The sequence below is a fragment of the Burkholderia sp. JP2-270 genome (assembly GCF_003233675.1).
GTDB lineage: Bacteria > Pseudomonadota > Gammaproteobacteria > Burkholderiales > Burkholderiaceae > Burkholderia > Burkholderia pyrrocinia_C.
On record NZ_CP029825.1, the window covers coordinates 1146921 to 1161901 of the forward strand.

Consider the following 14981-nt stretch of genomic DNA (forward strand, 5'->3'; position numbering starts at 1 on the left):
CGCTGCTGGATACTATTCGCCGGTCTTTTCGGCGAGCCGGCCGATATACCAGGCCGAGAATTTTTCGACGAGACCTTCCGTGTACGGCGAATACGGGCCCGGCTCGTATGCGCTGCTGTTCGCGCCGCGCTGCGAGAATTCGACGAGCGCGCGATCCTGGTCGTTGGTCGCGTTCCACACGGCCGTGAGGTTCTTCACGTCGTAGTCGATGCCTTCCTTCGCGTCCTTGTGCACGAGCCACTTCGTGCGCACGAGCGTCTTGCCGGCCGACAGCGGGATCACCGAGAACGTCACGATGTGATCGCTCATGAAGTGGTGCCACGAGTTCGGCTGCGTCCAGAACGACAGCCCGCCGAGGTCGGCCTGGCTGAAATTGCCGAGCAGCTTCTTCGACGCGATCTTCGCATCGAGCGTCTGCGATTCGCCGCTGCGGTCGAGCGGCAGGCGCTGCGTGCGGAAGCCCGTCACGTCGAGCAGCTTCTCGATCTCGGCGGACGGCAGGCCCATCTCGGCCCACTCCTTCCCGCGCCGGGCGCACGTCTCCGCGAACGCGTCCATGCCCTCGGCGTTGGCGTCGGAACGCTGGTAGCCGAAGCCGTATTCGTACAGCGAGATCGTCAGCTCCGGATGGTTCGCGACGCAGTGATAGCACTCGCGGTTGTTCTCCATCGTGAGCTTCCAGTTGCCTTCCTCGATGATGTCGATCTGCGCGGCGATCTTCGTGCTCGGCAGGTCGTGCGGCAGCAGGTACGGCTCCATCTCGGCTCGCATCTTCGCGAAATCGACCGGCGGCTCTTCGGCGAGGCAGATGAAGATCAGGCCCGCGAGGTTCTCGACGTGCACCGACTTCAGGCTGTGCTTGCAGCGGTCGAACTGCTCGCCCATGTGCTCGGCGAACATCAGCTGGCCCGTCAGGTTGTAGGTCCAGCTGTGGTACGGGCACACGATGTTGCCGACCGAGCCCTTGTCCTCGTTGCACAGGCGTGCGCCGCGGTGACGGCACACGTTGTGGAACGCGCGGATCGCCATGTCGTCGTCGCGCACGATCAGGATCGAATCGCTCCCCAGCTCCACGGTCAGGTAGTCGCCCGGCTCGGGAATGTCCGGCTCGACCGCCACCTGGATCCAGTGCTGGCGGAAAATCGCCTCCATGTCGAGCGCGAAAATTTCCTCGCTCGTGTAAAACGGTGCGTCGAGGCTGTGCCCTACCTTGCGCCGCTCGATCAGTGCACGAATGTCTGCCGATACTTTCATCGTTTGCTCCGGATTCCTTGCATCCCTGGGTTCTTGCCGACAGGCATCAAAATCAGTAGTCGATGAGCTGATGCTCGCGCAAATACGCGAGGATCACTTGTGCTTTTTCGACCGAACTCCCTTCATTTACGACGTTGCCGCCACGGCTTTCGGTCGTCGTCGCGGACAGCATCCGGGCATGCCCGGAGCGCTTTTCGGCAGCGACCAGTTTTACGGGTTTACGCTCGACCGGACCGACCGTCCACGCGGCCGCGTCGGCGTCCGCGCCGGGTGCCGCGAGCGCCGGCCGGATCGCGCCGGCACGCAGCCGCGCATACGCGTAGCGCGGCTCGGCATTGGCGAGCGGATGGACGGCGACGACGGCCGGCAGCGCCGCGTCGACGCGGCGCCGCAGCCCTTTCGGCAAAAATTGCCGCACGGCCGCGCGACCGCCTTCGACCGACACGTCGACGGCCGAGCCGACCAGCGGATAACCGAGCGCTGCGGCGACGCGATACGGCAGCATCCCGGTGTCGTACGCGCCCTCGGCGCGCGTGCCGGTCAGCACGAGGTCGTAGCCTTCGACGCGCGCGGCGAGCGCATGCACGGCATCGTCGCCGTCGCGGCAGGCCAGCACTTCGACCTCCCGCGCGCCGAGCGCGAGATATTCGGCAAGCGCCGCATTCGCTGGGTCGCCTGCATGGATCACGTCGAGCTGCGCGCGATGCCGTTCCGCGAGCTGGCGGCCGGTTTCGAGCGCAGCCGCGTCGTTGCGGCTGTAGCGCGCGACGCCGCTGACCGGGTGCCGGCCCACGGACACGAGCACCGCGATGCGTTGTAACTGGCGGGGGGCGTTCATGCGGCGACTCCTTCCGGTTCACGGTTGCCGACCGCGGCCGGCGATTGTCCGCGCGCGACCCGCGCGGCCTGCACCTGTTCGATCAGCGCGGCGATCGTCGCCTGCGCATCGCCGACCACCGTCAGGTTCGCGCGCTTCGCGATCGGCGCGCTGCCGTCGAGGTTCACCGCGATCACGTGGCGGCAGTCCTTGATCCCCTGCAGATGCTGCACCGCGCCCGAGATGCCGAACGCGATATACACGCTCGCCTCGACCGTCTTGCCGGTCGCGCCGACCTGCTTGTCGCGCGTGAAGTGGCCGTTGTCGACCGCGACGCGGCTCGCGCCAATCGCCGCGCCGAACGCGCCGGCCAGCCGCTCGAACGCGCCGATGTCGGACACGCCGTTGCCGGCCGACACGATGAAATCGGCTTCCTCGAGCGCGACCCGCGCCGCATCGATTTCCTCGAGGCCGAGATCGCGATACGGCTGCGATGCGTCATGGGCCGGGCGGATGAAATCGGCGGCCAGGCGTTCGCCCGCGCCGACGAACGGCAGCTTCGCGTCGACCGCGTTCTGCGCGAGCAGGATCACGTCGGGCAGCCCGCGCGTCGCGAACGCGCGGCCGGCCTGCGCATACGCGCCGACATGCTTCGCGTCGATCTCGACCACGTGGGTCGCGACGCTCGCGCCGGCGGCCGCCGCGTAACGCCGGCCGAGATCGCCGTCGCCCGTTGCGTTGTCGGGCACGAACACGTGTTTGGGCGCGAGTGCCGCGACGCACGCCTGCAACACTTGCAATTCACTTTCAGGGTCGAAGGCACGACGATCGAAGCCGGCGAGTTCAACCAGCTTGTCGACGCCGAGTTCGGCCACGTCGTCCTTCAGTTCGCCGAATGCGAGCAGCGCGACTTCGGTCTGGGCATCGGCGAGCAATGCTGCGGCGGCAATCGTCTGCCGCGCATGATCGTCGAGCGCGCCGCGTTCGCCGTGCGCGACCACCAGCATCGTGTGTTTCGGCTCCTGCACCGCGCGGCGCGGCTTCGCGGCAGCCGCGTGGCCGTGCGCGAACCAGTTCGCGGCGCTCGCGTCGGCGCTGCCTTCCTCGCCGAGCGTGATGCGCTTCAGGCCCGCGGCCGTGATGATGAACGGCCGGCGCGGATCGATTCGTTTGATCGTATTCATCGATTCACTCCAGCGAGGCGGCAACGAGTTCGGCCACGTCGAGCACGTCGGGGCGCGGGCCCACGACGCCTTCGAGCATCGCCGTGCAGTTCGGGCACGCAACCGCGACCACGTCCGCGCCGATCATGCGTGCGTCGGCGACGCGGATGTCCGGAATGCGCTGCTTGCCGGGGATGTCGGTCAGCGGCGCACCGCCGCCACCGCCGCAGCAGCGGCCGCGCATGCCGTTGCGCTCCATCTCGACGACCTGGATGCCGATCGTCTTCAGCAGCTTGCGCGGCGCCTCCGTCTCGCCGTTGTAGCGGCCGAGATAACACGGGTCGTGATATGTGGTGCGCTTCTCGCGCAACGCTTCGACGGCCTTCGGCGCGATCTTGCCGCTGTCGGCCAGTTCGGCGAGATAGGTCGTGTGATGCTTGACCGTCACGCGCAGCCCGAGCGCACGATATTCGTTGCGCAGGCTGTGCATCACGTGCGGGTCGGCCGTCACGATCTGCTTGTACGACAGCGTGCCGAGCGTGCCGATCAGGCGCTTCGCCATCTGCTGGAACGTCGCCTCGTCGCCGAGCCGGCGCGCGACGTCGCCCGTGTCGGTCTCGGTCGAGCCGAGCACCGCGTAGTCGACGCCCGCCTTGTTCAGCACCTTGACGAACGCGCGCAGCGTGCGCTGGTAGCGCATGTCGAACGCGCCTTCGCCCGCGACGAACAGCACGTCGACCGGCTTGCCCGGCTGCGCGACGGGCGCGCTCAGGTCGACCGACCAGTCGTAGCGCGCGGCCGTGTCGTAGCCGCCCATCGTGCCGGTCTCGCGCAGGTTCGCCAGTACTTCCTGGCCCTTGCCCGGCACCGAGCCGTGCACGAGCGTGCGGTTGCGGCGCATGTCGACGATCGCGTCGACGTGCTCGATCAGCATCGGGCATTCCTGCACGCACGCGCGGCAGGTCGTGCACGACCACAGCGTCTGTTCTTCGATCAGGCCCGACACGATCGGGCCGTTCGGCTCGCCGCGATGCTGGCCGACCGCGAGGCCCGGAGCCGGACTGCCCGCGTACGCCGCATCGGTGCCGCCGGCCATGCCGACCACCAGATCCTGGATCAGCTTCTTCGGGTTCAGCGGCTGGCCCGACGCGAACGCGGGGCACGCGGCTTCGCACTTGCCGCACTGCACGCACGCGTCGAAGCTCAGCAACTGGTTCCAGCGGAATTCGACCGGCTTCGCGACGCCGTACTCCTGATGCTCGATGTCCGGCAGCTTCAGTGCAGTCGGCGGCGTGGCCGTGCCGTTGCCCGTGAACGACTCACGCGTGGCCGCGAAGCGCTCCTGGCGCGGGTGGAATGCGAGGTGCAGCAGGCCGGCGATCGCGTGCTTCATCGGGCCGCCCTTCGCGGCGCCGACCGTCATCGTGAAGGCACCAATGCCGATCAGCAGCGCGCAGAGCACCGCGAACGCGCCCGACATCGCACCGGTCGGCACCAGCACGAACAGCACGAGGCCGAGCGCGAACGAACCGAGCAGCCAGGGCAGCGTATTCCACGGACCGCGCGACAGGCGGGCGGGCACGTCCTTCGCCGCGCGCCGGCGCCACACGAATACCGCGCCGACCAGCATCGCGAGCGCCGCGAGGAAGATCAGCTTGTCGAGCCACGGCGAATAGATCGCGAGGCCGTAGTTGACGAACACCAGCGCGAGCGCGCCGATCGCGCCACCGGCGGTCGCGACGTGGGTCTTCGCGATGTACGGATCGCGGGCGACCACATGGTGCAGGTCGACGAAATAGCGCTTCGGGATCGCGAACAGGTTCGCGACGCCGAACGAGCCGGGCGCCGTGGCCCGGCCGAGACGCCAGTAGGACGAACGCTTCGCGACCGCGAACGCGAGCCCCGCCACCGACAGCCACAACAGTGCGGTAATGAGGAGGGACGGATTCATCTTCAGAAATCCTTCACGAGACGCAGCGAGTCGTAGATCGCGCCGTGGACGTTGTGCATCGAGATGCAGTCGCCGACACGGAACAGCAGGAAACGGCCGTTGCCGAGTTCCTCCGACAGGCACGGCTGCGGCTCGGCCGCAAACAGCGTGTGCGGATCGATCTGGCCGCGGTTCAGCGATTCCGGCTTGAGCTTCCAGTACAGTTCGTCGTTCGGCGCCGAACCGTTCTCGATCACCACCTGGTCGACCGCACGCTCTTCCAGTTCTTCCGTGTACTCGTTGCGCAGCACGGCGATCTTCTTGCCGTCTTCTTCATAGACGCGGTCGAGCATCGTGTTCGGCGTCGGGATCACGCCGAGCGCGTACAGGCGGCGATAGAAGATCGGGAACGTCGTGCCGCCGCAATCGTCGGCCACCTTCACGTCCGGCGTGACGACTTCGACCTTCGAGCCGCGGCTCGCCATGAAGTCGGCCACGCCCGCACCCGCATGAGTGCTCACGCCGTCGAACAGCAGCACGTTCTGCTTCGGCTCGACCTTGCCGGTCAGGATGTCCCACGAGCTGACGGCCAGGCCTTCGGCCACGCCCCAGCCCGGCACCTGCCACGTGAAGCTCGAGCCGCCCGTCGCGAGCACGACGATGTCCGGCTTTTCGGCCATGATCATCTTCTCGTCGGCGGCGACGCCCAAGCGGCGGTCGACGCCCAGGCGCTTGGTTTCCATGTCGAACCAGCGGATGATCCCCGACATCTGTTCGCGCTGCGGCGCCTTCGCGGCGATCATCACCTGGCCGCCCACTTCCGCGTTCTTCTCGAACAGCACGACGTCGTGGCCGCGCAGCTTCGCGACGCGCGCCGCCTCGAGGCCCGCCGGGCCGGCGCCCACCACCACCACCTTGCGCTTCGGGCCGCGCGACTTCTCGATGATGTGCGGCATCGTCGCTTCGCGCGACGTCGCGGCGTTTTGAATGCAGAGCACGTCGAGGCCGTTGTACTGGCGGTCGATGCAGTAGTTCGCGCCGACGCACTGCTTGATTTCGTCCTCGCGGCCGTCGCGGATCTTGATCACCATGTGCGGATCGGCGATCTGCGCACGCGTCATGCCGACCAGGTCGATCATGCCGTTCGCGAGCAGGCGCTCGGCCTGGCCCGCATCGCGGATGCTCTGCGCGTGCATCACCGGAATCTTCACGACCGACTTGATGCCGGCCGCGAGGTGCACGAACGGCTCCGGCGGCAATGCCATCGGCGGCATGCAGTTGGCGATCGTGTTGTGCGTGTCGCCGCCCGAACCGACCACGCTCAGGTAGTCGATCAGGCCCGTCTCCGACATCGCCTGCGCGATTTCCTTCAGCGCCTCGTGATCGAGGCCGTCCTCGTGGAATTCGTCGCCGCACATGCGCAGGCCGACGCAGAAATCCTTGCCGACCGCCTCGCGCACCGCCGTCAGCACCTCGATGCCGAAGCGCAGGCGGTTCTCCAGGCTGCCGCCCCATTCGTCGGTGCGGTGGTTCGAGCGCTTGCTCCAGAACTGGTCGATCAGGTGCTGGTGAGCGGCCGAGATTTCGATGCCGTCCATGCCGGCGGCCTTCACGCGCTTCGCGGCCGCCGCGAAATCGCCGATGATGCGGCGGATTTCCTCGATCTCGATGATCTTCGCGTTGCCGCGGTGCACCGGTTCGCGCACGCCCGACGGCGACATCAGGTGCGGCCAGTGCTCGCCGTGAAACGACGAGCGGCGGCCCATGTGCGTCGCCTGGATCATGATCTTCGCGCCGTGCTTGTGCATCGTATCGGCGAGACGCGTGAGCGGATCGATGATCTTGTCGGTCGACAGGTTCACCGATTTCCACCAGCCCTGCGGGCTGTCGATCGACACCGGGCTCGACCCGCCGCAGATCGCGAGGCCGACGCCACCCTTCGCCTTTTCTTCGTAGTAGCGGATATAGCGGTCGCCCGGCAGGCCGCCCGGCTCGGCATACACCTCCGCGTGCGCGGTGCTGACGATCCGGTTGCGCAGCGTCAGCTGATTCAGCTGCATGGGTTTGAACAGGTGGGGATAACGCATCGCTGGCGACCTCTGGCGTTCGAATGTCTCGTGTTGCGGGTGTTGTTCGGTGTCGGTGAATCAGGGCATCAATGCGCGATCGGCGACACTTCGAAGACGCAGTGGTCGTGATGCTCGGCCGCGCACTGCACTTCCTTCGATTGCGCGCGCGGCGCGCCCTTGCCTTCCGGCGTCGTGTCGTTGACCCAGTCCATCGCACCGGCGAACCAGCCGGCGAACATGTAGCAGAGCTTGCCTTCCTTGCCCGGCTGCTGGAGCACGAACGACGAGTGGCGCAGCTCGATCTTTGCGCGCGCGCCGGCCGGATCGGCCTCGATGATCGAGAACAGGCCCCAGCCGCGCTGCGAAAGGCGCTTCAGGTAGTGCTCGAACACGGCCATGCCGGTCAGGCCGTGCAGCTTCGCTTCCTTGTCGCACCAGTGGTATGCGGACTTGTAGCCGGCCTTGTAGAGGATTTCGGCATACGCTTCGACGCCGAGCGCTTCCTCGACGGCGACATGGTTGTTCGTGAAGAAGTGGCGCGGCACGTACAGCATCGGCAGCGCGTCGGTGGTCCAGACGCCGGTATCGGGATCGACGTTGATCGGCAGTTGCGGTTGCATCGTGGTGACTCCGTGAGGAAAATGGCCGCGCGTCTCGGCGCGCAGGCATGACATCGTCCGCGTGCCCGCGCGGCTTGCGCGGGCACGTCCCGATTTTTTAGTTGTTGAATCGCTGGAGGCTGTCCGGCCGGCGCGGCGCTTACGCGCCCCACACGTCCTTGAACACGCGCACCCAGTTCTCGCCCATGATCTTGCGGATGCGCGACTCCTTCCATCCGGCGCGTTCCATCGCCGCGGTCAGGTTCGGGAATTCGCCGATCGTGCGGATGCCGTCCGGGTTGATCACCTTGCCGAAGTTCGTCAGCTGGCGATAACGCCCCTTGTCATGCGTCAGCATGTCGAAGAATTCCTTCGCGAAATCCTGCGTGAAATCCGTGCCGATGCCGACCGCGTCTTCGCCGATCAGGTTCACGACGTAATCGATCGCCTCGATGTAGTCGTCGATCGTCGCCTCGATCCCGCGCTTCAGGAACGGCGCGAACATCGTCACGCCGACGAAGCCGCCCGCATCGGCGATCTCCTTCAACTGCTCGTCGCTCTTGTTGCGCGGATGCTCCTTCAGGCCCGACGGCAGGCAGTGCGAATAGCACACCGGCTTCTTCGAGAACGCGATTGCTTCCGACGACGTGTTGCCGCCCACGTGCGACAGGTCGACCATGATGCCGACGCGGTTCATCTCGGTGATCACTTCGCGGCCGAAGTCCGACAGCCCGCCGTCGCGCTCGTAGCAGCCCGTGCCGACCAGGTTCTGCGTGTTGTAGCAAAGCTGCACGACGCGCACACCCATGTCGTGGAACGCCTCGATGTAGCCGAGGTTGTCCTCGAACGCGTGCGCGTTCTGGAAGCCCAGGACGATCCCGGTCTTGCCCTCCTTCTTCGCGCGGAAGATGTCGTCCGTCGTGCGCACCAGCGTCAGCAGCTCGCCGTTGTCGCGGATTTTCTTCTTCATCACGCCGATGTTGTCGACGGTCTTGGTGAAGTTCTCCCACACCGACACCGTGCAGTTCGCGGCGGTGATGCCACCCTTTCGCATGTCTTCGAACACCGGCTTCTCGAACTTCGAGATGTTCAGCCCGTCGATGATGATGCTGTCCTGATGCAGCGTGCTCATATCTGCCTCTCGCTTGAGTCTCTGGTCTTGTCGGTGTCTATCAGTAAATCGGGAAGCGCTCGCAAAGCGCGAAGATTTCGCGGCGCACGCGCTGTTCGGTCGCGTGGTCGCCTTCCGGGTTCGCGCGCAGCGCGTCGAACACTTCGAGGATCAGGCGGCCCACTTCGCGGAACTCCGCGACGCCGAAGCCGCGCGTCGTGCCGGCCGGCGTACCGAGGCGGATGCCCGACGTGACGGTCGGCTTCTCGGTGTCGAACGGAATGCCGTTCTTGTTGCAGGTGATGCCCGCGCGCTCCAGTGCCTGTTCGACCGGCGCGCCCTTCAGGCCCTTCGGGCGCAGGTCGACCAGCAGCAGGTGGTTGTCGGTGCCGCCCGTGACGAGATCGACGCCGCCGGCCTTCAGCACTTCGCCGAGCGCCTGCGCGTTCGCGAGGACGTTGTCGATGTAGGTCTTGAAGTCCGCATGCAGCACTTCGCCGAACGCGACGGCCTTGCCGGCGATCACGTGCATCAGCGGGCCGCCCTGCAGACCGGGGAACACGGCCGAGTTGATCTTCTTCGCAATGTCCTCGTCGTTGGTCAGCACGAAGCCGCCGCGCGGGCCGCGCAGCGTCTTGTGCGTGGTCGACGTGACGACGTGCGCGTGCTCGACCGGGTTCGCGTGGCGGCCCGCGGCGATCACGCCCGCGATGTGCGCCATGTCGACCATCAGCTTCGCGCCGACGCTGTCGGCGATCGCACGAAAGCGTGCGAAGTCGAGCGCGCGCGGATACGCCGAGAAGCCGGCGATGATCAGGTTCGGCTTGTGCTCGTGCGCGAGCGCCTCGACCTGGTCGTAATCGATCAGCATCGTGTCGCGGTTCACGCCGTACTGAACGGCGTTGAACCACTTGCCCGACAGCGCCGGCTTCGCGCCGTGCGTCAGGTGGCCGCCCGCGTCGAGCGACATGCCGAGCACCGTGTCGCCCGGCTTGGCCAGCGCGAGCATCACCGAGCCGTTCGCCTGCGCGCCGGAGTGCGGCTGCACGTTCGCATAACCGGCGTTGAAGATCTGCTTCACGCGTTCGATCGCGAGCGCCTCGACTTCGTCCGCGAATTCGCAGCCGCCGTAGTAGCGCTTGCCGGGATAGCCTTCCGCGTACTTGTTGGTCAACACCGAGCCTTGCGCTTCGAGCACGGCGCGCGACACGATGTTTTCCGACGCAATCAGCTCGACCTGCGACTGCTGACGCTCGAGTTCCTTCAGGATGGCGCTGCGTACCGGCGCGTCGCGCTCGGCAAGGGGCTGCGAGAAGAAAGACTGGGTGTTCGACATAGTGCGTCCGTGACGAAGAATAAAGGGCTGAAACCGAAGCTCGAGGCCCGCTCTGCCTGGGTTTCCTGCTTGTCCAGTGCGAGGCTGCCGACGGCTCTATTCTTGTCGTTCGGATTTTCGGCGGATTGATGAATTTAGACGCGTTCTTTGCCTTTTCCGCCATGCGCGTCCGTTTTATACAAGTGATCGGTCGTGCTTTTTCGGAGGATCGATAAAAACGGCGTCGGCCATTCACCTATGGACACGCACTCCGGCAGTGCCTGTGCCGCCCGGCGGGAGTGCGGCGCGTCCCGCATACGGTGCAGTGCAGCATCGGCGTTATGCCCAGGCAACGTATGGAGCTAGGGTTTAGCCGTATGGCACGCTTGTTGCACTCGCTCACACAATACCGCAGCCCGATCCGTGCTCTCCGGGCATAAAGCTATTAGAGATTCAAGGAACGCTCCCCATGTCGCCCGACCGCACAGCGTCGCTGTCTCACTTCGCGTTCATGCCTTTACCGAACTTCACGATGATCGCGTTCACCAATGCGATCGAGGTGCTTCGGATGGCGAACTATCTGAGCGGCCAGCCGCTCTATCGCTGGTCGGTGATCAGCCCGGAAGGCGGCCCGGTCACGGCGAGCAACGGCCTCACGGTCGACACGGGCCCGGCCGAATGCGTCGGGCAGCCCGACATCGTGTTCGTATGCGGCGGCGTCGACGTGCAGCGCGCGACCACGCCCGCCCATCTGTCGGCGCTCCGTCGCTTCGCGCGCATGGGCCTGCCGCTCGGCAGCCTGTGCACGGGCACCTATGCGCTCGCGAAGTCGGGGCTGCTCGCGGGCTACGCTTGCGCGATCCACTGGGAGAACATGTCGGCGCTGAAGGAAGAGTTTCCGGATACGCGCTTCCTGAAGGAACTGTTCGTGATCGACCGTGACCGCATCACGTGCACGGGCGGCGTCGCGCCGCTCGACATGATGCTGAACCTGATCGCCGCGCGCGTGGGCACCGCGCGCGTCACGCAGATCGCCGAGCAGTTCATCGTCGAACACGTGCGCGACACCAGCGCGCAGCAACGCATGCCGCTCGTCGCGCGCCTCGGCTCGGCGAACAAGTCGCTGTTCGAAGTGATCTCGCTGATGGAAAACAACATCGAGGAGCCGCTGTCGCGCGAAGAGCTCGCGCGGCTCGCGAACATGTCGCAGCGGCAATTGCAGCGCCTGTTCCGCGAGCATCTCGGGATGACTCCGACGCACTACTACCTGACGCTGCGGCTGCGCCGCGCGCGCGAGCTGCTGCTGCAGACCGACATGTCGATCATGCACATCACGATGGCATGCGGCTTCCAGTCGGCGTGCCACTTCAGCAAGAGTTATCGCGACGCGTTCGGCGTCGCGCCGACAAGGGAGCGCCGCAAGCAGGTCGCGCCGCTCGCGCAGGGTGCGGCGAGCGCCGGCCCGGCGTTTCCGGCGCATGTGCTGCATGCGTGAAGCGCACAGCGCATGACGAAAAAAAAACGGCCTTGAAGGCCGTTTTTTCTTTGCGCTTACGATCCCCACACCTGCATTTCGTCGAGCGAATAACCCCACTGCGTCGCGCGCTTCGTGCCGAGCATCCGCACGTAGCGGCCGCTCGCCTTCAGGTTCGGCAGCGTCACATGGCCGTACGACACGCCGTTGCTCGTCGAGTAGATCGTCGTCCAGTTCGCGTTGTCGTTCGAGGTCTGGATCTGGTAGACGAGCGCACCCGCATCCCAATAGAGATCGATGCTGCTGATGGTCTTCGTCACGCCGAGATCCACGGAGATCCATTGCGGATCGACGCCCGCGCCCTCCGGTGAATCCCAGCGCGTGCTCGTGGTGTTGCCGTCGAACGCCTTGTCGGGCGTGAGCGACGCGTTGTAGCTCGCCGATGCGGCAGCCGGACGCCCTTGCGACAGCAGCGTCGGCTGCGCGGCGGCCGGGCCGCCGTAGTAGCTCGAGCCGAGCTTGGCCTTCGTCGTATCGGCATTCACGCCGAACTGCGACAGGCTCCAGCGCTGGCCGGTCGTCACGTCGCCGACGTAGAGCTGGTAGCCGCCCGCCGTCGTCGACGAGAAGAACAGGTAGTTCGTGCCGCTCACCGGCGCCGGATCCGAGTTGTTACTCACGCAGTCGTTGAGCGACAACGCGTTCGGCGTCGACGCCGGGTCCGCGGTCTTCGCATAGATCTGGTCGGCCCCGCCGCTGTCTTTCCAGCGCGCGTAGAACACCATGCCGTCCGCGCGCACGATCGGGTAGTACGTCTGCAGCCCGGCCGGACGATCGAACACGGCGGTCGCGCCGGTCGCGATTGTGCGCTTCATCAACCCCATGCTCGAGCCGGTGCCGGTCGCGTAGTAGACGGCGCTCGCGTCCGGCGCGAGAAACGGCATCGAGTATTCGGCGCCGGCCGGTGCGTTCGTCAGGCTCACGACCGACGTGAACGCAGGGCCCGCGCTCGTGTACGACAGCGTCGCCTGCTTGACGTCGCCGTTCTGCTTGAACACGAGCGTCTTGCCGTCCGCGCTGAATTTCGGGTCCTCGTTGCGCGTGGCGCCCGTGCTGTTCGTCATGTTGACGGGCGGCGTGCCGGCGCCGAGCTGCAGCATGAACACGTTCCATGCGCCGTTGCTGATGCCCATGAATGCGAGCCACTTGCCGTCGGGGCTGAACACGCCGTTCATCGGATCGGTGATGCCCCACGTGCTCTTGCTCAGTTGCGTCAGCGTACGGGCCGAGAAGTCGTAGAGGAACAGCTGGCTCGTGCCGTCGCCGTACTTCACGTAGCTGTGATAGACGAGCTTGCCGGTCAGCGCGGCGGGAAACGTCGCGTTCGGCTGGGCTGCGGGATTGCTGATGCAGGCCGCCGTGGCGGCGCCGCTGAACAGGTTGAGGGCGAGGCCGGCCACCAGGCCCGCGATGAGGGTCTTCGATTTCACGCTGAATGCTTCCGGGTAAGGTAAGGACGTCGCAGACAAGGTCGCGCGCAGGACGCGCAAGGGTCACGGATCAGCCGCCGGGCAGCGTGGACTCCTTCATAGTCGGACATCGGGAACAAAACTTGCGAAAGCATGCCCGCTTGTCAGACGAAAGAAAAGGATCAAAGTCCATCAAAAACTTGCGGATCAGCGATTGGGGCGCAATTGCGCGCGACGAGTGCCGTGCTACTCTTTTTTCAGCAAGGCCCGAGCGGCCGGAGGGCTGGCATGAAGCGATATGCGGCGCTGGCGCAGACGATAGCCGACGCAATCCGGCGCGGCGACCTGGCGGCCGGTGCGCGCATCCCCACCGTGCGTGCCGCGTGCCGCGCGTATCGCGTGAGCCCGTCCACCGTGTTTCGCGCGTACTACGCGCTCGAAAGCGAGGGTCTGATCGTTGCGCGTGCGCGGTCCGGTTATTTCGTTGCGAACCTCGAAGACAAACACGTACGGTTCGGTCACGATCCGCCGCACAAGCCGGCTGCCGCACAAACCAGCGACGACGATCCGCTGTTCCGCCTGCTCGACTCCCTGAAGCACGAGGACATCGTCCCGCTCGGCTCGGCGTTCGCCAGCTATTCGCTGTTCCCGATGAGCAGCCTGTGGCGCTACGTGGCGTCGGCGGCCCGCAGCATGGATCGCACGAATCTGCTGTCCGGCCTGCCGCCCGGCAACGACGCGCTGCGCCGCCAGATCGCATTGCGCTACCTGAACGCGGGGGCGGCCTTGCCGATGGACGAGATCATCATCACGACCGGCGCGCTCGAAGCGCTGACGCTCAGCCTGCAGGCGCTGACGCGCCCCGGCGACATCGTCGCGATCGAGCGGCCGGCATTCCACGCGGTGCTGCAAGCCGTGCGGCGCCTGCACCTGAAAGCCGTCGAGATCCCGGTCGACCCGCGTACCGGCCTCGATCTCGACGCGCTCGCCGAGGCGCTCGATACGCATCCGGTGCGCGCCTGCTGGTTCATGACGTCGTTCCACAACCCGACCGGCGCGACGTTGACCGACGAGCGCAAGCACGCGCTGATCGACCTGCTCGCGTCGCGCGGTGTGCCGCTGATCGAGGACGACGTATACGGCGAGCTGCATTTCGGCGCGACGCCCACGCGCCCCGCGAAACTGTATGACAACAGCGGGCTCGTCCTGCATTGCGGTTCGTTCTCGAAATGTCTCGCGCCCGGCTTCCGGATCGGCTGGGTCGCGGCCGGCCGCTACGTACGGCAGATCCGGCAGGCGAAAGGCGCGAGCGCACCGGCGGCCGACGTGCCCGCGCAGATGGCGATTTCGAGCTACCTGCGCGACGGCGCATACGACCGCTTCCTGCGGAAGCTGCGGCGCAATCTCGCCGCGCACCAGGCGCAGATGCTCGCCGCCGTTCGCGCGTATTTTCCGGACGGCACCGAAGTGTTCGCGCCGCACGGCGGATACTTCCTGTGGATCGAACTGCCGCCGCGCATGGATGCGATGCACCTGTTCGGCAATGCGATGGAAAGCGGCGTCAGCATCGCGCCGGGGCCGATCTTCTCCGCGACCGGCGGATTCCGCCGTTATCTGCGGCTCAACTACGGCCGGCCGTGGACGCCGGCCGTCGAGCGCGCGATGGAAACCATCGGGACGCTCGCGGCCCGGCAGCGGCACGACGGTTAGCGCGGAACGTGCGGATCGCGACGACCGACATGCTCCTTGCGTTTCGTGCGCGAGCGACAAAGAATGAAGC

General features: G+C 66.2%; 11 protein-coding genes. 2 read left to right on the forward strand and 9 right to left on the reverse strand.

The window, feature by feature from the left end; all coding sequences use genetic code 11:
* Nucleotides 1-12: 12 nt before the first annotated feature.
* From DM992_RS23100 to DM992_RS23135, 8 genes are all read right to left on the reverse strand, one after another.
* Entirely contained in the window at nucleotides 13-1254 is a 1242-nt protein-coding gene (locus tag DM992_RS23100) for an aromatic ring-hydroxylating dioxygenase subunit alpha (RefSeq protein ID WP_111018797.1), read from the reverse strand.
* Nucleotides 1255-1306: 52 nt separating this feature from the next.
* A complete protein-coding gene (locus DM992_RS23105) occupies nucleotides 1307-2092 on the reverse strand; it encodes an electron transfer flavoprotein subunit beta/FixA family protein (protein ID WP_111018798.1) in 786 nt (261 codons plus the stop codon).
* The gene (locus DM992_RS23110; protein WP_111018799.1) at nucleotides 2089-3255 is read right to left on the reverse strand and encodes an electron transfer flavoprotein subunit alpha/FixB family protein; all 1167 of its coding nucleotides are present in this window, start codon (nucleotides 3253-3255) and stop codon (nucleotides 2089-2091) included. The genes DM992_RS23105 and DM992_RS23110 overlap by 4 nt, the downstream gene beginning before the upstream one ends.
* Before the next feature lie 4 nt (nucleotides 3256-3259).
* Nucleotides 3260-5185, reverse strand: coding sequence for a (Fe-S)-binding protein (locus DM992_RS23115; RefSeq protein ID WP_111018800.1), 1926 nt, complete (start codon nucleotides 5183-5185; stop codon nucleotides 3260-3262).
* Between the two features lie 2 nt (nucleotides 5186-5187).
* Entirely contained in the window at nucleotides 5188-7251 is a 2064-nt protein-coding gene (locus DM992_RS23120) for an NADH:flavin oxidoreductase (RefSeq protein ID WP_111018801.1), read from the reverse strand.
* A gap of 68 nt (nucleotides 7252-7319) precedes the next feature.
* Nucleotides 7320-7853, reverse strand: a complete 534-nt coding sequence (locus DM992_RS23125; RefSeq protein WP_060086153.1) for a DUF5943 domain-containing protein — start codon at nucleotides 7851-7853, stop codon at nucleotides 7320-7322.
* Between the two features lie 139 nt (nucleotides 7854-7992).
* A complete protein-coding gene (locus DM992_RS23130; protein WP_111018802.1) occupies nucleotides 7993-8964 on the reverse strand; it encodes a dipeptidase in 972 nt (323 codons plus the stop codon).
* Between the two features lie 40 nt (nucleotides 8965-9004).
* Nucleotides 9005-10279: a serine hydroxymethyltransferase gene (locus DM992_RS23135; protein ID WP_072441970.1), complete on the reverse strand. Its 1275-nt coding sequence runs from the start codon at nucleotides 10277-10279 to the stop codon at nucleotides 9005-9007.
* A gap of 448 nt (nucleotides 10280-10727) precedes the next feature.
* On the opposite strand from DM992_RS23135, the gene DM992_RS23140 reads away from it, so the two are divergent.
* Complete coding sequence (locus tag DM992_RS23140; RefSeq protein ID WP_111018803.1) at nucleotides 10728-11753, forward strand: GlxA family transcriptional regulator; 1026 nt, start codon at nucleotides 10728-10730, stop codon at nucleotides 11751-11753.
* 56 nt (nucleotides 11754-11809) lie between these two features.
* On the opposite strand, the gene DM992_RS23145 is transcribed toward DM992_RS23140, so the two are convergent.
* Nucleotides 11810-13222 (reverse strand): discoidin domain-containing protein, encoded by a 1413-nt coding sequence (locus tag DM992_RS23145; RefSeq protein ID WP_111018804.1) that lies wholly within the window; start codon nucleotides 13220-13222, stop codon nucleotides 11810-11812.
* 267 nt (nucleotides 13223-13489) lie between these two features.
* Between DM992_RS23145 and DM992_RS23150 the strand changes: the two genes are divergently transcribed.
* Nucleotides 13490-14911 (forward strand): PLP-dependent aminotransferase family protein, encoded by a 1422-nt coding sequence (locus tag DM992_RS23150; RefSeq protein ID WP_111018805.1) that lies wholly within the window; start codon nucleotides 13490-13492, stop codon nucleotides 14909-14911.
* Nucleotides 14912-14981: the final 70 nt, after the last annotated feature.

Coding starts and splice junctions, on each gene's coding strand:
- DM992_RS23130 (WP_111018802.1), bottom strand. CDS start 8,964: ATGAGCACGCTGCATCAGGACAGCATCATCATCGACGGGCTGAACATC.
- DM992_RS23110 (WP_111018799.1), bottom strand. CDS start 3,255: ATGAATACGATCAAACGAATCGATCCGCGCCGGCCGTTCATCATCACG.
- DM992_RS23135 (WP_072441970.1), bottom strand. CDS start 10,279: ATGTCGAACACCCAGTCTTTCTTCTCGCAGCCCCTTGCCGAGCGCGAC.
- DM992_RS23120 (WP_111018801.1), bottom strand. CDS start 7,251: ATGCGTTATCCCCACCTGTTCAAACCCATGCAGCTGAATCAGCTGACG.
- DM992_RS23140 (WP_111018803.1), top strand. CDS start 10,728: ATGTCGCCCGACCGCACAGCGTCGCTGTCTCACTTCGCGTTCATGCCT.
- DM992_RS23150 (WP_111018805.1), top strand. CDS start 13,490: ATGAAGCGATATGCGGCGCTGGCGCAGACGATAGCCGACGCAATCCGG.
- DM992_RS23105 (WP_111018798.1), bottom strand. CDS start 2,092: ATGAACGCCCCCCGCCAGTTACAACGCATCGCGGTGCTCGTGTCCGTG.
- DM992_RS23100 (WP_111018797.1), bottom strand. CDS start 1,254: ATGAAAGTATCGGCAGACATTCGTGCACTGATCGAGCGGCGCAAGGTA.
- DM992_RS23115 (WP_111018800.1), bottom strand. CDS start 5,185: ATGAATCCGTCCCTCCTCATTACCGCACTGTTGTGGCTGTCGGTGGCG.
- DM992_RS23125 (WP_060086153.1), bottom strand. CDS start 7,853: ATGCAACCGCAACTGCCGATCAACGTCGATCCCGATACCGGCGTCTGG.